The organism is Roseovarius sp. THAF8, from assembly GCF_009363735.1.
Lineage (GTDB): Bacteria > Pseudomonadota > Alphaproteobacteria > Rhodobacterales > Rhodobacteraceae > Roseovarius.
The window spans coordinates 669,423-684,907 of the sequence record NZ_CP045410.1; the positions used below are offsets into that span (position 1 = coordinate 669,423).

Below are 15,485 nucleotides of genomic sequence, written 5' to 3' on the forward strand. Positions count from 1 at the left end.
GCGGCGGCGCGTCAGAGCATCGCCATGCCGCCGTTCACGTGCAGCGTGGCCCCCGTGACATACCCCGCCTCCGGGCTGGCAAGATAGAGCACGGCCGCGGCGATTTCCTCTGGCGTGCCCATGCGGGCGGCGGGAATCTGCGCGTTGATCTTGTCCTTCTGATCGTCGCTCAGCTTCTCGGTCATCGCCGTCGCGATAAAGCCCGGCGCGACCGCGTTGGCGGTGATCCCGCGGCTGGCCACCTCATAGGCGATGGACTTGGTCATACCCACCATCCCGGCCTTAGAGGCGGCATAGTTCACCTGGCCGGGGTTGCCCGTCGCGCCCACGATCGAACTGATGTTGATGATCCGCCCCCAGCGCGCCTTCATCATCGGACGCATCACGCCCCGGCAGAGGCGCATGGTAGCGGTCAGGTTCACGTCGATAACGCTCTGCCATTCCTCGTCGGACATGCGCATGAAGATCTGGTCGCGGGTGATCCCCGCGTTGTTCACCAGGATGTCGACGCTGCCCATGGCCTCGGCGGCCTGTTTCGGCAGCGCGTCCACCGCCTTTGGGTCGCTCAGATTGCAGGGCAGCACATGCGCCCGCTCGCCCAGCTCGCTCGCCAGCGCCTCCAGCGGCTCGACCCGCGTGCCCGACAGGCCCACCGTTGCCCCTGCACTATGCAGCACCTTGGCAATCTCTCCGCCGATGCCTCCCGATGCGCCGGTCACCAGCGCTGTCTTTCCCGTCAGGTCGAACATATGTCTCGTTCCTTCTCGTCTGGCGCCAAATTTCTTTCACAAAGAAATTTGACAAGAATATCCCATTTTCTTGGTCCCGGCTCAGCCGGCCATCGACTCCGCGGCCGCTGTCAAGTCCTCGGGCGTGCCGACCGCACGGGTGGCGATGTCGCGGTTGATCCGGCGGACCATGCCAATGAGCGCCTTGCCCGCGCCGATTTCCCAGATATCGTCGACACCTTGCGCGCCCATGTATTCAACCGACTCGCGCCAGCGCACCGATCCCGTCACCTGCTTGACCAACAGCTCGCGTATCTGGGCCGGATCTTGCACCGCGCCGGCCGTCACGTTGGCGACCACAGGCACGCGCGGCGCCTTGATCGTGACCTCCGACAGGGCGGCGGCCATCGCATCGGCGGCAGGCGCCATCAGCGCGGAATGGAACGGCGCACTGACCGGCAGCAGCATCGCCCGCTTGGCGCCCTTTTCCTTGGCCAGCTCCACCGCTTTTTCCACCGCGGCGGCGTCGCCCGAGACCACGACCTGCGCCGGATCGTTGTCATTAGCGGCCTGCACCACGCCGCCATTCGCGGCGGCGGCTTGGGCCACCTCGCTCACGGTGGCGAAATCCAGCCCCAGGATCGCGGCCATTGCGCCTTCGCCCACAGGCACGGCGGCCTGCATCGCCCGGCCCCGCGTGCGCAAGAGACGCGCGCAATCGCTGACGCTCAGCGCCCCGGCCGCGGCCAGCGCGGAATATTCGCCCAGCGAATGCCCCGCCACCAGCGACGCGGCCTCGATGCTCACGCCCTCGGCCTCCAGCGCCCGCATCGCGGCCAGCGACGTGGCCATCAGCGCCGGCTGCGCGTTCTGCGTGAGTGTCAGCGTCTCCTGATCGCCCTCCCAGATCAGATCGCTCAACTTCTCGCCCAATGCCTCGTCGACCTCATCGAACACCGCCTTTGCGCCCGGATAGGCGTCGGCCAGCGCCTTGCCCATCCCGACCGTCTGCGCACCCTGCCCGGGAAATACGAATGCCTTGCTCATGATGCGTGAACCCTCCCATTCATCGCACCCGGATAGCGTGACGCGTCGGGCGGTGCAATGACGCGGGCCGAAAAACCGACCCTGCCGCACGTCCGCTGTGCGCAGGCTATCATTGCCCCTGCCCCGCGCTCGGCTAGATTGCAGACGAACTTTCCGCCAAAGCAGAGCCATCACCATGCCCCTCGCCAATGCGCACGACCGTTACGGTGCCGTTACCAAGACCTTCCACTGGCTGACCGCGCTACTGATTCTCTCGGCCATCCCGCTCGGTCTTATCGCCAACGACCTCGCCCATGCGGTCCGCAACCCGGACATCGCCACCACCGACGCCGACGTCTCGCGCGCGGCCTTCCTGTTCTCGCTGCACAAGACCATCGGCGTCACGGTCTTCTTCGTGGCCGTGCTGCGCAGCCTCTGGGCCATGGGCCAGACCAAGCCCGGCCTGCTGAATGGCGACAAGCCGGTCGAGGCACGGGCCGCCGAAACGGTGCACTGGCTGCTCTACGGCTCTCTGGTGGCCGTGCCGCTGACCGGCTGGATCCACCATGCGGCCACCACCGGCTTCGCGCCCATCTGGTGGCCGTTCGGGCAATCGCTGCCCTTCGTGCCCAAGAATGACAGCCTGGCTCATACCTTCGCCTCCCTGCACTATATCCTGAACTGGGTGCTGTGGATCAGCCTCGCCGCCCATGTCGCCGGGGCCCTGAAACACCACGTGATCGACCGCGACGCCACCCTGCGCCGGATGCTGCCGGGTCGCACCACGGCGGAGCCGACGGTGCGTCAGCCGGGGCATGTCCTTCCCGCCGTCGCCGCGCTGGTGATCTGGGCCGCCGCCCTGGGCATGGGGAGCGCATCGGGCTATTTCCCGCACGAAACCGAACCCGCGCAGAGCGCCGGGGCCGACACCGCCGAACCGGCCGCCAAGACCGCCGGCGCAGAGACCGAAAGCGCCGACACCACCGCCCCAGCCGGGACCGCCGAGAACGCCTGGACCGTCACCGACGGCACGCTTGGCCTGACAGTGGTCCAGATGGGCTCCGAGGTGACGGGCCAATTCGAGGACTGGACCGCCGACATCGTCTATGACGAGACCGCCGACAGCGACGGCAAACACGGCATTGTCGACGTGACCGTCACCATCGCCTCGCTCACGCTGGGCTCGGTGACCAGCGACGCCAAGGGCTCCGACTACCTCGCTGCCGAAGACCATCCCACGGCCACCTTCTCTGCCGAAATTGTATCGCGCGACGCCGGGCATGTCGCCACCGGGACGCTGACGATAAAGGGCAATTCCGTTCCGGTCGAGATGCCTTTTGATCTCACCATCGACGGCGACACCGCCACTGCCTCGGGCGGGCTGACCGTGGACCGGCGCGATTTCGGCGTCGGCGGACAAAGTGAAGGCAATGTCGGCGCCTCGGTCGAGATCCGCTTCGATCTGACCGCCGAACGCTAGGCCAAGTCACCCCCCGTCCCGGGCTTGACCCGGGACCTCCCCCACCACCCGCACGCATGAAAAAGGCCCGCATCCTCGGATGCGGGCCTTGACCGTACTGGAATGACCTGCAGGCTTATTCCGCCTTCTCGGCCTCGATCGAGATCATCACCTGAACCTCGTCGCTGACCGCCGGCGCGGCATAGTCCAGCCCGTAATCCGAGCGCATCAGAGTTGTCGTGGCATCGAACCCCGCCCACTGCTTTTCCTGCATCGGGTGCGCATCGGCCTTGTTCAGTTCAGCGTCCAGCACGACCGATTTGGTCACGCCATTCATCGTCAGGTCGCCGGTGATCTCGGCGGTCGTGTCGCCGGTCACCTCGATGCCGGTCGAGGTAAACGTGATCATGTCGCCCTCTTCCGCACCGAAAAAGTCATCGCCCATGAAGTGCTCCAGCCGCTTTTCCCAGCCGGTATACATCGACATCACAGGGATCGAGACCGAGACGCTGGAATTCGCCGGGTCTTCCTGATCGAACATGATCTCGCCCTCGAACCCCGTGAAAACGTTGTAGGTGGTCGAAAAGCCCAGGTGCTCGTAGGTGAACACCACCTGGCTGTGGCTGGGGTCCAGGTTGTATTGCTCCGGCGCGGCCAGTGCGGCGGTGCCGAGGCCCGCAAGGGCCATCGAGGTCGCGAATGCGATGGATTTCATGAAGTGCTCCTTCCGTGGTGCGTTGAATATCCCGACGGAAGATGATGCATTTGACGCATCACGCAAGGCGCAAGAATTGAACATTTCGTGTGGAGCGATGAACAGCTCCGCCCCGCGCGGGCGCACACCGTGTCAGCTGGAGCGCGGCATCGCACTGCGGATGGCGCTGGCTTCCTCGTCCGAGCCGAGCGGCATTTCCAGCACCAGCACGCCGGACGCATCGCGCGCCCGCAACTTGCGCCGGTTGACGGAAAGCTCCTGCAGCGCGTCGATGTCGTGGCAGGTTTTCAGGGTCGAACGGCCCTTGGCGTCGTATTCATAGACCCGCAGCTGGCGCTTCACCGGGTCGATCTGCACCTCCGGCCCGGGCGCCTCGCGGTTCAGGCCGTTGAACAGGATCAGCCCGCCCAGCAGCAACACGACCGAGGCCAGAAGCTTGATCAGCTGCATAGCCGCATCCTCGGACGGCATCAGCCACAGCCCCCCCGCCGACATGCAGAGCGCCGCCCCGGCGAATGCGGTCAGCGCCCGGCGCGCCGCGCCTTCGGGGGCATCGGCCACCGCGCTGTCGTCTGCCGTTCTGGTGCTCTGAAAGCGCGCGTCGAGTGCATGTGTCATAGGCCTGTCCTTGCCCGGTTCGGTGTCAAGGCCAGCCTGCGCAGCAATCGCGACCAAAATGCGGCAGACCCTCGGCTGCATCAGGGCAGAGCGCGGGCAATTTCGCGGCGGCCAACGCCCCTTGCCAAGCGCAGGGATGCGTCGTATACGCCCACTTCCTTTCGCACGTATATCGAACCGCGCAGTCTCTCGTGGACGGGCCGCGAAAGGATCCAAGGCCCGCCTTTGAAATGCGCCCAGACAGAAGTGGAATCCACATGCCGCTCTACGAGCATGTTTTTATCTCGCGTCAGGACTTGTCCAACACGCAAGCCGAAGGCCTTGTCGAACATTTCAGCACCGTGATCACGGATAACGGCGGCACGATCGTCGAATCCGAGTACTGGGGCGTCAAGACGATGGCCTACAAGATCAACAAGAACCGCAAGGGCCACTATGCCTTCCTGCGCACCGACGCCCCGTCGGAAGCCGTGCAGGAAATGGAACGCCTGATGCGCCTGCACGAGGACGTGATGCGCGTTCTGACCGTCCGGGTCGACGAACACGAGGAAGGCCCCTCGGTCCAGATGCAGAAACGTGACGAGCGTGGCGACCGCCGCGAACGTCGCCCCTGATCGGCTTGAAGAAAGGACACTAACCCATGGCTGCAAAACCGTTTTTCCGTCGCCGCAAGGTCTGCCCCTTCTCGGGCGACGATGCACCCAAGATCGACTACAAGGACACCAAGCTGCTGCAACGCTACATTTCCGAGCGTGGCAAGATCGTGCCCTCCCGTATCACCGCCGTCTCGGCCAAGAAGCAGCGTGAACTGGCCCGCGCCATTAAGCGCGCCCGCTTCCTCGCCCTGCTGCCCTACGCCGTGAAATAAGGAGAAAGACCCATGCAAGTCATCCTTCTCGAACGCGTGGCCAAGCTGGGCCAGATGGGCGATGTGGTCGAGGTGAAGCCCGGCTTCGCCCGAAACTACCTGCTGCTGCAAGGCAAGGCGCTGACCGCCTCGAAAGAGAACATCGCCTCCTTCGAAGAGCAGAAGGCACAACTCGAGGCGCGCAATCTGGACTCCAAGAAAGAGGCCGAGGCCCTGGCGGCCCGTCTCGACGGACAGAAGTTCATCGTGATTCGCCAGGCCTCCGATGGCGGCAACCTCTACGGCTCGGTCTCGACCCGTGACGCCGCCGCCGTCGCCACCGAGGAAGGCTACTCGGTCGACCGCAAGCAGGTCCTGATCCGTCAGCCGATCAAGACGCTCGGTCTGCATGACGTCGAGGTGCACCTGCACCCCGAGGTCGAGGCGCATATCGTCCTCAACGTCGCCCGCTCGCCCGAAGAGGCCGAGCTTCAGGCGTCTGGCCGCACCATCCAGGACGTGGCCGCCGAGGAAGAGGAAGCCGCCGATTTCGAGATCGCCGAGCTTTTCGACGACATCGGCGCCGCCGCCTCCGAGGACGAGCACATCGCCGAAGCGGTCGAGGAAGAGACCGCGTCGGACGACGCCGGCTCGGACGACGAGAGCGAAGACAAGTAAGCGCAGGCATATCGCCGCGATTTAGGGCCGCCCGCTTAGCGTGGGCGGCCTTTTGCGTCGACGGTCGGGTTCTGCGCGGCCCCTGAGGCGAAAGCGGGGCATCATCCCGGATCAGGTCCGGGACGGGTCGGCAGTGAGGGAAGAAGTTGACGGTGGTTCGTTGTCGCCGCGCATCGCGCCATTGGCGCGTGATTTAATATGCGCGCCTCCGGCGCGACGGGCCGCGGCACGGCGATTCAACGACGGTTCTACAGCACTTCATTCCCGCCAACTCCGCAAAACCTCCAAGCGGCGCACCCGGCCTCACCAAATCGCCGTGCCGGTGAGGCGGCCCGTCGCGCCAAAGGCGCGCATATAAAGTGACACGCCTCTGGCGCGATGCGCGGCGGTGCAGCAAGCTGCACCTTGATTCTGCGCGGGTGCTTCGTTTGCAAGGTCGGCAGTGCGGACGGAACTGCCATTCGCCGCAGTTTTTCAATGTCGGCATTGCAGTGCTGGGGGGCGTGTAGGATTCGTTGTTTTATATCTCCAACACGACATCCGTTAACTGTGCGACTGTGAATTCTTCAATCACAAAGCTTACACCCTGCTCCGAAAATATCACATCCGCTCCAGTTTGTGTCATATGCGCAAGCGCCTCGGTGTTTGATGCATAGCCGAAACCCTCCAACCTGAGAATATCCCACTCCTCAAAATCCAGTACTCGGTTTCCGGTGTCCGAATTAAGATCAAAAACAAAGACATCGCTAAGAAGGCCGCCAGTCATGATATCGGCCCCTTGGCCAGAAACAAGCACATCGTCCGGGCCAATCTCCTGCAACCACGCCAGAAGGCCGGGTACGCTACTAGCCGTGAATTCCTGGCTTTGCGCAAACCCTTCAACAATATCAGCTCTGCTTTGGCCTTCTGCCAGCCTGCCTAGCCAATCAGCCGCCCCGTCGGGATCCGCAGGGCGGCCCAATACGTTCAGATAAAGCAGATTGACGAAATCGTTGTCACTGGTCCCTCCATACTTGGCCAGGAACTCTGGACTGTTGATAAAGCCAGCAACAATATCAGTATAGTCGGTGTCGCCTGCCAAACGGAATGTCCAATCCTTCAAGCCCGCTACGTCTGGATCACGACCCAAAGTGGCGTGATATAGCCGGAAGACATCATCGAACAAAAGTTGCGGATCGGTCTCTGCCAAAAATGTGGTCGTTGCGGCCTTTGTGTTGGTTTTGAACTCAATCGATTCACTGAAACCAAGGATGACTTTCGCTCGACTGGCGCCCGCATCCAGTTGCCCAACCCAATGAGCTGAACCGGCCTGATCAGCTTCACGTTCGAGCACGTTGCGGTAGAGCAAATCCACAAAGGCATCATTGTTGAGAGCGCCGTAGGTGTTTGTGAAATCGGGGCTGTTGACGATCGCAACAGCCATATCTTTGATGCTATCTCGCCCGGTCAGCATCTTTTCCCCCCAGTTGGCGCGGTCCGTCGCGTCGGGCATACGGTCCAGAGCAGCGAGGTACAGCCGTGCGATCTGGGCGGCTTCATCAGGGTTATCGCCGGTCGAATAGCCATCGCCCAGCAGAGTGTCGTCCCCCCAAGAACCTTCCAGAACATTACCAGCCGCATTGCCGACGAGCACATCGTCGTACCGGCTGCCGACGATGTTGTTCTCTGCATCTGCGGTCAACCGGATCTGATCCCAAACACCCCTGGCCTTGAGATCGGTTAGAAAAAGGGTTTCGCTAAATAGGTTGTTTATGCCGGAAATATCTGGATCTGGGCCACTGACGACACGGTCATTCGGCACAAAAGACTTTGAGGATTGCCAAGCGACAAAACGCCCGTCAGCTGAAAGCGTGGCTGAACTCGCACCAGGTATGAGAAGGCCATTTTCATCCGACGAAACGATATGACGCGTACCGGAATACATATCCCGCTGGACAACGTGCCCTTCCAAATCTTGGTAAATGACGAAGCGCCCATCCTGTGATATGCCGCCTGTGAACGCGTCGTAAAAACCGCCTGACGACCCAACGTATTCTGCGTCGCTCACCCACGTCACATCATCCGTTTGCATGTCACGCAAATACAACTGACTGGAGCCGTCGGCAGAATAATTGGTAGACAGGACTTCTTCTGTGGCTCTTCCAGAACTTGTGAACAGAACAAACAAATTGTTGTCGCTGCTTGCAATGACGTCGTTCACGCCTTGCTCGGAAACACTGCCGGCACCCGACCATCCGGCATCTCTTGCCAGGGTTTCGCTTTGCTGTGTCGCGGTATCATAGCGGATAACGTTCTGACTGGTTGCCTCGGACTCCGGTGCAACAAAAAGATATCGGGCGTCATCTGACACATGCAATAATCGCTCGTACCCACCGGGTAAGGGGACTGGTTGCGCCCCGTTGGCAGATGTCCACAGAAACGGACCATTGGGATACTGGTCTTGTGTCGCATCAGAGCCGTCCAGATCGCGCACAAAGTAAACGCTGTCTGAAACTCTGTTATGCGACACGAGCACGGAATCATCGCTCGGCCCATATGACGCTTCGCCTTGCAAGGGGCCGCCGCTGATATTCAGCCAGCCAGAAGCGCCGGGCACATAAATGCCATCGTCGATGTGGACTGGGATCGGGTAACCATAGCTTTCTGTGATGATTGAGCCACCGGCAACCGCAACCACCTGTCCCTCATCATTAATTTGGAAATCGTCAATGGAGCGATCGCCTACGATGTAGAATTGCGCATAAAACTCATTACGCAGGGATCCCAAGTCAATTCCCGGTGTAACGTCACGGCTTTTTCCCGTGTCAAGATTGATTGCAGCAACGGTCATGCGGTCCGCCTCACCGCCGAAAACCTCGGTCCAGGATGTCGTGAAATAGAGAATTTTCCCATCTGGCGAGAAGTGCATCGTGTTTCCGTGCACCCTGTTGTCGATCCCAGTCGACGGCGAAGCGGCTTGGGCATAAAGCGTACCGGTCACGCTTACAATCATGGGATTTCCGGGTAGATCAAATAGGGACATCTGAACTCCTTAATTCAAGAAACTTTCCGTTACCCTATTCTGACGAGACTAGAAACATGCGTACCCGCTCATTGGGATAGACTAGCACGCTATGGCGTAGGTCGGTTACAGCAGACCGTCGCGCAGCCTACAGCATCCGTCAATATGGGCTCGAAGCGGCCATCGCTAACAGACCCCTCGCCTGCCCCAGAAACAAAAGGGCCGCCCCACCGGACGGCCCTTCCCTATCCCTCAAACCGGCAGACGTCAGTCTTCCAGCTTCTCGACCTCTTTCTCCAGCTCGTCCTTGGACACCTCTTTCTCGGTGATCTCGGCCTCGCTGGCGATGTGGTCGATGACCTTGTCCTCGAAGATCGGCGCGCGCAACTGCTGGCGCATCTGCGGGTTCTTCTGCACGAACTCGAAGAATTCGCGCTCCTGCCCCGGATATTGCCGCGCCTGCTCCATGACGGCCTGCGTCATTTCCTGGTCGGTAACCTGCACCTCGGCCTTCTGGCCCAGGTCGGCCAGCAACAGGCCCAGACGCACGCGGCGCTCGGCCAGTGTCTTGTGCTCGTCCGTCGGCTCGATCTCGGGGTGATCGTGGCCTTCGACGTCGGGGTTTTCCTCGTGCCACAGCTGGTGCGCGATCTGGTTCGCCTCGGCTTCCACCATGCTCGGCGGCAGCTCGAAACTGACCAGCCCGTCCAGCTGATCGAGGATGCCACGCTTCATCACCGCGCGGGCGGCACCGGCATACTCGGCTTCCAGCCGCTCGGCGATCTGCTCTTTAAGCGCATCCAGGCTCTCTGCCCCGAACTTCTCGGCCAGCGCGTCGTCGATCTCGGCGGCCACCGGCTCCTTCACCGCCTTCACGGTGCAGGTGAACTCGGCATCCTTGCCCGCCAGGTGCGGCGCCTGGTATTCGTCGGGGAAGCTGACCTTGACCACCTTCTCCTCGTCGACCTTCACGCCGACCAGCTGTTCCTCGAACCCGGGGATGAAGCTGTTGGAGCCGAGCGTCAGCGGATAATCCTCCGCGCTGCCACCCTCGAAGGCCTCGCCGTCGACACGGCCCACGAAATCGATCGTGACCTGGTCGCCGTCCTTGGCCTTGGTGCCTTTCTTGCGGTCCTTGAAGTCCTGCGCGCTGGACGCCAGGTTCTGCAGCGCCTCGTCGACCTCTGCGTCACCAGCCTTCACGACCAGCTTCTCGGCCTTCACCTTGCTGAGGTCCACCTCGGGGATGTCCGGCAGCGCCTCGTAGGTCATCTCGACCTCGACATCGTCACCCGGCTTCCAGTCCTCGTTGACCATCTTGACGGCCGGCTCGGCCGCGGGGCGCTCGCCCTTGTCCTCGAAGTGCTGGCTCATGGCGCCGTCGACGGCTTCCTGCATGGCCTCGCCCATGACACGCTCACCGAACTGCTTTTTCAGCAGCGGCAGCGGCACCTTGCCCTTGCGGAACCCTTTCATCTCGACATCGGGTTGCGCTTCTTTCAGCTTGTCCATGACCTTGTCGTCCAGCTCCTTGGCCGACAATTTCATCGTGTAGCCGCGTTTCAGCCCTTCATTGAGCGTCTCTGTGACCTGCATGTTCGTCCTTCCATTGCAAAAAGGCCGCGGAGGCGTCCGCGGCGGTCAAAATCACTCCGGCTATCTATTGATGGTGGCTGGGGCGTGCAAGCGGAGTCTTGGGCTGCTGGCCAAGACCCAGTCCCGGACTTGATCCGGGACCTCTCACCCTCCCACGTATTTCCGCACGATCGCACTCACCTGCTCTGGTGGCAGCACGGGCGGCACCTGCGTCAGCACCTCGCCAGCGGGGTCCAGCAGGTAGATGAAACTGCCGTGACTGTAGATCGGCCCGTGCTCGGGGTCGTCGAACAGGTGCTCGAACTCCACCCGGAACGCCTCATAGGCCACACCCAGCGCCTCGGGCGTGCCGGTCAGGCCCAGCAAATCGTCCGACACCTTCGCCAGCGACGGCCCCATCGTCTCGACCGTGTCCAGTTCGGGGTTGATCGTCACCACCAGTGCCGCCGTCTCGACGCCGTCCGCCTCCAGTTCCGCCACCGCGTCCGCCATGAGCGGCAGCGCCGCGCTGCAGATCCCCGGACAGTTGGCATAGCCGAAGAACAAGAGCTGATGCCGACCCTCGGGATCGGCCTGCGTCCGCACCCGTCCGGTGTGGTCGACCAGTTCGAACGGCCCGCCAACCTCCCACGGCAGCGCGACCGGCGCCTCCTTCAGCGCCGCCGCCAGCCGGTCGTCGGGCAAAGCCTTCGCGCCCTGCCCGTGGTCCTCGCCGTCATGGGCCTGCGCCGCAGCCGCCAGCAGAAACGCCGCGGCAGCCAGCCTGGCCCGCATCAGAACCACTCCTCGATAAAGGCCGCGTCCGCCTCCAGCCCCAGCCCCAGGTACCCGCTGTCCTCGATCATGCCGTTCACCCGCGGATCGCGCCGGAACCACGGCCGCTTCCCCCCGGCATCCGGATGCGCCTCGGCCCATTTCTTCGTCCAGTTGTTGGCGGTGACCCATTCGCTTTCGCCGACCTCGCGGATCTTCTGCACAAGGTAGATATTCGTGGCCCCCAGCTCCGGGTCCTCGATCATCAGCCCGTCCACCTCGACCGTCACGCCGCAATAGGGCGCCAGTTCCAGCGCCGCGCCGGTAAAGGCGGGCTGATTGTTCTTGTTCGGATAGACCAGCACACCGTCGACCGACCGCAAGAGCCCCAGCTGCCGCTTGCCCCCGCCGCAATTCTCGGCGCAGTCGCCGGTCAATTCGCACAGCATGTCCACCACCGTCGCCTCGAACCGCGCCGGTTTCTCGGCGGCGAGGTTCCAGGTCTTCGCCTCGGAGCCTTCCGAGAAATCCTGCGCCGCCGCGGACAGGCCCAGGCAAAGCGCGGCCGTTGTCATGGCAATCCGTTTCATGGTCACACTCCTCATTCCGCCGGCTCGGGGATGGCAAAGCCCGGCACCGGGCCATAGACGTCGTGGCTCAGGTTGGTGATGCCGTGATCCGTAACCACCTCCTCGACCACCAGGTAATTCAGCCCGTCACGACGGTAAAGCATGCCGTCCGCCGTCACCTCGTGGCTCGCCAGCCGCAGCTGGGTGTCCCCACTCGCCGAGGCGTCGTCGCCCTCGATCTTGAGAACCATGTAGACTTCGCCATCCTCGCCCAGGAGTCCCACGGGGATGCCCCCGGCTGAGCACCACAGCGCGCAGGTGTGATGCGCCGTGCCGACCACCGCGTCGGGCCCGCCCATGACGCCGGAATAATAGCACCAGGTGTCGATGATCTCGCCCCTGACCTCGACCCTTTCGCCCTCGGCGGCAATTGCCGAGACCGGGGCCGAACAAGCCAGCGCCACACTCACCCAAAATCGCTTCATCCCATGATCCTCCGCGAAATGACTTGATCCCTGAACACGCCGATTAAGCCCCGGGAGCCGATCACGCGTCCAATCACATTTTCGGAAAGACTTGGTGAAGACACGCGCCGCGCTTGTGCGTGACGCTCATTTCATGGGGGAATGGTGCGGGTGAAGGGACTTGAACCCCCACGCCTTGCGGCGCCAGAACCTAAATCTGGTGCGTCTACCAATTCCGCCACACCCGCATCGAGCCGGGTCTTAGCAAAGCCCGTGAAGGGATGCGAGGGGAAAGTGTCGGGCAACACGCGCCCTGAATCGTCCCCGAACCTCAACAAAAAGCGCGACATTTGCAAAATGTTAACGTAAGCTGTCCAACAATCTGAGGCAGAAAACAGAGCGAGATAGCCCATGGAACCGAAAACGGTCGGGGGCACAGGCGGGATCAACCCGTCCGGAGCCAGAGTGCAGGCCAGCGGCTTTGCCGCAGGTGCCATCGTCATGACATTGGACGGCGAGAAAGCGATCGAGGATCTTCGGCCCGGCGACCGCGTGATCACGCGCGACACCGGCATGGCGGTGCTGCGGGGCGTGGCGTCGGCCACCCTGCGGACACGCGCCATCCGCGTGCAGGCCGGCTCGCTGGGCCACACGCGCCCGGTGCGCGACGTGCTCTTGCCCGCGGGGCAACTGCTGCTGATCCGCGACTGGCGGGCCGAGGCGATGTTCGGCGCGAAACGGGCCGTGGCCGCGGTGTCGCGACTGGTCGACGGCGAATTCATCACCGACGAGGGCGAGGCTGACATGACGCTCTTCACCCTCGAGTTCGACACGCCACACGTGCTCTATGTCGACGGGCTCGAAGTCGCCAGCACGGCCGATATCGCGGCGCTGTCCCAAGCGGCCTAACCCCTCTGTCACCGGCCGTCCCAGGCCTGTCCCTCACGTGTCCCGGGCCTGACCCGGGACCTCTCAGCCGACCCCGTCCCGCAGCACCCTGGGCAGTTCCTCCGGCAAATCCTCCGCGATCAGGCCGGCGCCGAAACTGCGCGCGCAGTCCACGTGCAGCCAGGCCGCGGCCTCCGCCGCCTGCATCGGCTCCACACCCCGCGCCAGAAGCCCCGCGATGAAGCCGGCCAGCACGTCTCCCGCCCCGGCCGTCGCAAGCCACGGCGCCGCACGGTCGTACTGCGCGGAATTGATGCTGCACCGCCCGTCCGGCGCGGCGATCACGGTGTCCGCGCCCTTGAACAGCACCACGCAGCCGGCCCGCGCCGCGGCGTCCCACGTCGCGTCCACCTTGGAATAGGCCGGGCCTTTCACCGGGGTCGCGTTCAACCGCTCGGCGATATCGGGAAAAAGCCGCGCAAACTCGCCCCCATGCGGCGTCAGCACGCACGCCGCGTGCAGCATCCCGAACAGCTCGTCCGGCGCTTCGGCAAATGCCGTCAGCGCATCCGCATCCAAGACCATCGGGCGGGGCTCCACCCCGCCACGCCCCAACGCGACGGGCACCAGCTCCCGCGCCCGCTCCACGCCCAGGCCCGGCCCCAGGCAGACCGCGCTCAAACGCACATCCTGCAGGACGTCCGCCAGCCCGTCGCCGCCCTCGACCCGGGCCAGCATGATCGACGTCACCTGGCAGGCCGCTTCCATCTGCGCGGAGGGCGGCACCCCCAGCGTCACCAGCCCCGCCCCGATCCGCAGCGCCCCGCGCGCTGCCAATCGTGCGGCCCCGGTGCGCCCCGCGCCGCCCGACAGGACCAACGCGTGACCGTGGCCGTATTTGTGTCGTTCCGCGCGCTTCTCCAGATGACCGCTGCAAGGCCTCTCGACCAGACGCACCACGCCCTCGGCGCCCGCCCCCGGCTCCAACCCGATGCCCTTGACCCTCAGCTTCCCCGATTGGTGTGGCCCGCGCGACAGGTAATGGCCCAGCTTGGCGTCGTGAAAACTTACCGTCAAATCGGCGGTCGCAAAGGTGCCCATCGCGCGACCGCTGTCGGCGCACAGGCCCGACGGCATGTCCACCGCCACGGTTCGAACATGCCTTACTGCACGAAATCCATCGAACGCCGCCAGGACCTGCGCAAGCTTTCCCTCCACCGGGCGCGAAAGCCCTGTTCCGAACACGGCATCCACGAACAGGTCAGGTGTTGCCCCATGCGCGATGTCACGGCTCATGTCGCCAACCGCCCCCACCTCCGACCACCGTTCGTAGTTCACTCGCGCATCCGGCGGCAGCTTGACCGGATCGCCGTAGAGAAACACCGCAACATCCCAGCCGCAGTCCTTCAACAGCCGCGCCACCACGAACCCGTCGCCACCGTTATTCCCCGGCCCGCACAGAACCACCGCCCGGTGCGACGTCGCGGCCAGGTCGGGCCATTCCTCGAACACCGCCTCGACCACGCCGCGTCCGGCGCGCTCCATCAGCTCCAGCCCGGTCACCTCGCCGGACGCCATGGCGGCCTCTTCGACGGCCCGCATCTGGGCCGCTGTCAGCAATTCGGTCATTCCCGCCTCACTTCGATTCATTTGAGCACAAAATTCAGGCATTCTGCCTAAATTTTAATCACGCAAATTTATCACCCTGCCACATGCCCGCCCAAGCTCCCTATCCGATTGTGCCGCGTTAACAGAAATGATCTTCAAATCCCGCAAGTCAGTCGGAGGAGTCGACCCATGAAAAAAATCGAGGCGATCATCAAGCCCTTCAAGCTCGATGAAGTCAAGGAAGCGCTTCAGGAGGTGGGTGTGCAGGGCCTCTCGGTGATCGAGGTCAAGGGCTTCGGCCGCCAGAAAGGCCACACCGAACTTTATCGCGGTGCCGAGTACGTGGTCGACTTCCTGCCCAAGGTGAAGATCGACGTCGTGCTGGACGACGATCAGGTCGACGCCGCGATCGAGGCCATCGTCGATGCCGCCAAGACCGACAAGATCGGCGACGGCAAGATCTTCGTCAGCCCCGTCGAACAAGCCATCCGCATCCGCACCGGCGAATCCGGTTCGGACGCGCTTTAATCTACAC

Annotated in this window: 16 protein-coding genes and 1 tRNA gene; 6 read left to right on the forward strand and 11 right to left on the reverse strand. The window is 63.2% G+C overall.

Annotation, left to right across the window (positions count from 1 at the left end):
• Positions 1–11: 11 nt before the first annotated feature.
• Positions 12–749: a 3-oxoacyl-[acyl-carrier-protein] reductase gene (gene fabG, locus FIU85_RS03240; RefSeq protein ID WP_152495832.1), complete on the reverse strand. Its 738-nt coding sequence runs from the start codon at positions 747–749 to the stop codon at positions 12–14.
• Positions 750–830: 81 nt separating this feature from the next.
• Positions 831–1,775 carry an ACP S-malonyltransferase gene (gene fabD / locus FIU85_RS03245; RefSeq protein ID WP_152495833.1) on the reverse strand — a complete coding sequence of 315 codons (945 nt, stop codon included), beginning with the start codon at positions 1,773–1,775 and terminating at the stop codon, positions 831–833.
• Between the two features lie 175 nt (positions 1,776–1,950).
• Between fabD and FIU85_RS03250 the strand changes: the two genes are divergently transcribed.
• The gene (locus FIU85_RS03250; RefSeq protein WP_152495834.1) at positions 1,951–3,234 is read left to right on the forward strand and encodes a cytochrome b/b6 domain-containing protein; all 1,284 of its coding nucleotides are present in this window, start codon (positions 1,951–1,953) and stop codon (positions 3,232–3,234) included.
• Between the two features lie 115 nt (positions 3,235–3,349).
• On the opposite strand, the gene FIU85_RS03255 is transcribed toward FIU85_RS03250, so the two are convergent.
• Entirely contained in the window at positions 3,350–3,928 is a 579-nt protein-coding gene (locus tag FIU85_RS03255; RefSeq protein WP_152495835.1) for a YceI family protein, read from the reverse strand.
• Between the two features lie 132 nt (positions 3,929–4,060).
• Positions 4,061–4,546 (reverse strand): hypothetical protein, encoded by a 486-nt coding sequence (locus FIU85_RS03260; RefSeq protein WP_152492100.1) that lies wholly within the window; start codon positions 4,544–4,546, stop codon positions 4,061–4,063.
• 257 nt (positions 4,547–4,803) lie between these two features.
• Between FIU85_RS03260 and rpsF the strand changes: the two genes are divergently transcribed.
• From rpsF to rplI, 3 genes are read left to right on the forward strand one after another with little or no spacing between them, the layout of a single operon-like run.
• Positions 4,804–5,160, forward strand: coding sequence for a 30S ribosomal protein S6 (gene rpsF, locus FIU85_RS03265; RefSeq protein WP_152495836.1), 357 nt, complete (start codon positions 4,804–4,806; stop codon positions 5,158–5,160).
• Positions 5,161–5,186: 26 nt separating this feature from the next.
• Positions 5,187–5,414: a 30S ribosomal protein S18 gene (gene rpsR / locus FIU85_RS03270; RefSeq protein WP_093029287.1), complete on the forward strand. Its 228-nt coding sequence runs from the start codon at positions 5,187–5,189 to the stop codon at positions 5,412–5,414.
• 12 nt (positions 5,415–5,426) lie between these two features.
• Complete coding sequence (gene rplI / locus FIU85_RS03275) at positions 5,427–6,071, forward strand: 50S ribosomal protein L9 (protein WP_152495837.1); 645 nt, start codon at positions 5,427–5,429, stop codon at positions 6,069–6,071.
• Between the two features lie 520 nt (positions 6,072–6,591).
• On the opposite strand, the gene FIU85_RS03280 is transcribed toward rplI, so the two are convergent.
• From FIU85_RS03280 to FIU85_RS03305, 6 genes are all read right to left on the reverse strand, one after another.
• Positions 6,592–9,093: a DUF4214 domain-containing protein gene (locus FIU85_RS03280; protein ID WP_152495838.1), complete on the reverse strand. Its 2,502-nt coding sequence runs from the start codon at positions 9,091–9,093 to the stop codon at positions 6,592–6,594.
• A 246-nt stretch (positions 9,094–9,339) separates the two neighbouring features.
• On the reverse strand, positions 9,340–10,668 hold the full coding sequence (gene tig, locus FIU85_RS03285) for a trigger factor (RefSeq protein ID WP_152492096.1): 1,329 nt from the start codon (positions 10,666–10,668) through the stop codon (positions 9,340–9,342).
• Between the two features lie 144 nt (positions 10,669–10,812).
• On the reverse strand, positions 10,813–11,442 hold the full coding sequence (locus FIU85_RS03290; protein ID WP_152495839.1) for an SCO family protein: 630 nt from the start codon (positions 11,440–11,442) through the stop codon (positions 10,813–10,815).
• A complete protein-coding gene (locus FIU85_RS03295) occupies positions 11,442–12,011 on the reverse strand; it encodes a hypothetical protein (protein ID WP_152495840.1) in 570 nt (189 codons plus the stop codon). Before FIU85_RS03295 ends, FIU85_RS03290 begins: the two co-directional genes overlap by 1 nt.
• 11 nt (positions 12,012–12,022) lie before the next feature.
• The gene (locus FIU85_RS03300; RefSeq protein ID WP_152495841.1) at positions 12,023–12,475 is read right to left on the reverse strand and encodes a hypothetical protein; all 453 of its coding nucleotides are present in this window, start codon (positions 12,473–12,475) and stop codon (positions 12,023–12,025) included.
• 142 nt (positions 12,476–12,617) lie between these two features.
• Positions 12,618–12,702, reverse strand: a tRNA-Leu gene (locus FIU85_RS03305).
• 163 nt (positions 12,703–12,865) lie between these two features.
• On the opposite strand from FIU85_RS03305, the gene FIU85_RS03310 reads away from it, so the two are divergent.
• On the forward strand, positions 12,866–13,363 hold the full coding sequence (locus FIU85_RS03310; RefSeq protein ID WP_152495842.1) for a Hint domain-containing protein: 498 nt from the start codon (positions 12,866–12,868) through the stop codon (positions 13,361–13,363).
• Positions 13,364–13,426: 63 nt separating this feature from the next.
• On the opposite strand, the gene FIU85_RS03315 is transcribed toward FIU85_RS03310, so the two are convergent.
• On the reverse strand, positions 13,427–14,971 hold the full coding sequence (locus FIU85_RS03315) for an NAD(P)H-hydrate dehydratase (protein ID WP_152495843.1): 1,545 nt from the start codon (positions 14,969–14,971) through the stop codon (positions 13,427–13,429).
• Positions 14,972–15,139: 168 nt separating this feature from the next.
• Between FIU85_RS03315 and FIU85_RS03320 the strand changes: the two genes are divergently transcribed.
• Positions 15,140–15,478, forward strand: a complete 339-nt coding sequence (locus tag FIU85_RS03320; RefSeq protein ID WP_103764005.1) for a P-II family nitrogen regulator — start codon at positions 15,140–15,142, stop codon at positions 15,476–15,478.
• The last annotated feature ends 7 nt before the right edge of the window (positions 15,479–15,485 follow it).

Excerpts from the sequence above, each read along its gene's own strand:
- FIU85_RS03250 (WP_152495834.1), top strand. The coding sequence starts at position 1,951 with ATGCCCCTCGCCAATGCGCACGACCGTTACGGTGCCGTTACCAAGACC.
- rplI (WP_152495837.1), top strand. The coding sequence starts at position 5,427 with ATGCAAGTCATCCTTCTCGAACGCGTGGCCAAGCTGGGCCAGATGGGC.
- rpsR (WP_093029287.1), top strand. The coding sequence starts at position 5,187 with ATGGCTGCAAAACCGTTTTTCCGTCGCCGCAAGGTCTGCCCCTTCTCG.
- rpsF (WP_152495836.1), top strand. The coding sequence starts at position 4,804 with ATGCCGCTCTACGAGCATGTTTTTATCTCGCGTCAGGACTTGTCCAAC.
- FIU85_RS03255 (WP_152495835.1), bottom strand. The coding sequence starts at position 3,928 with ATGAAATCCATCGCATTCGCGACCTCGATGGCCCTTGCGGGCCTCGGC.
- FIU85_RS03295 (WP_152495840.1), bottom strand. The coding sequence starts at position 12,011 with ATGAAACGGATTGCCATGACAACGGCCGCGCTTTGCCTGGGCCTGTCC.
- FIU85_RS03290 (WP_152495839.1), bottom strand. The coding sequence starts at position 11,442 with ATGCGGGCCAGGCTGGCTGCCGCGGCGTTTCTGCTGGCGGCTGCGGCG.
- FIU85_RS03320 (WP_103764005.1), top strand. The coding sequence starts at position 15,140 with ATGAAAAAAATCGAGGCGATCATCAAGCCCTTCAAGCTCGATGAAGTC.
- tig (WP_152492096.1), bottom strand. The coding sequence starts at position 10,668 with ATGCAGGTCACAGAGACGCTCAATGAAGGGCTGAAACGCGGCTACACG.
- FIU85_RS03280 (WP_152495838.1), bottom strand. The coding sequence starts at position 9,093 with ATGTCCCTATTTGATCTACCCGGAAATCCCATGATTGTAAGCGTGACC.
- FIU85_RS03315 (WP_152495843.1), bottom strand. The coding sequence starts at position 14,971 with ATGACCGAATTGCTGACAGCGGCCCAGATGCGGGCCGTCGAAGAGGCC.
- fabG (WP_152495832.1), bottom strand. The coding sequence starts at position 749 with ATGTTCGACCTGACGGGAAAGACAGCGCTGGTGACCGGCGCATCGGGA.
- fabD (WP_152495833.1), bottom strand. The coding sequence starts at position 1,775 with ATGAGCAAGGCATTCGTATTTCCCGGGCAGGGTGCGCAGACGGTCGGG.
- FIU85_RS03300 (WP_152495841.1), bottom strand. The coding sequence starts at position 12,475 with ATGAAGCGATTTTGGGTGAGTGTGGCGCTGGCTTGTTCGGCCCCGGTC.
- FIU85_RS03310 (WP_152495842.1), top strand. The coding sequence starts at position 12,866 with ATGGAACCGAAAACGGTCGGGGGCACAGGCGGGATCAACCCGTCCGGA.
- FIU85_RS03260 (WP_152492100.1), bottom strand. The coding sequence starts at position 4,546 with ATGACACATGCACTCGACGCGCGCTTTCAGAGCACCAGAACGGCAGAC.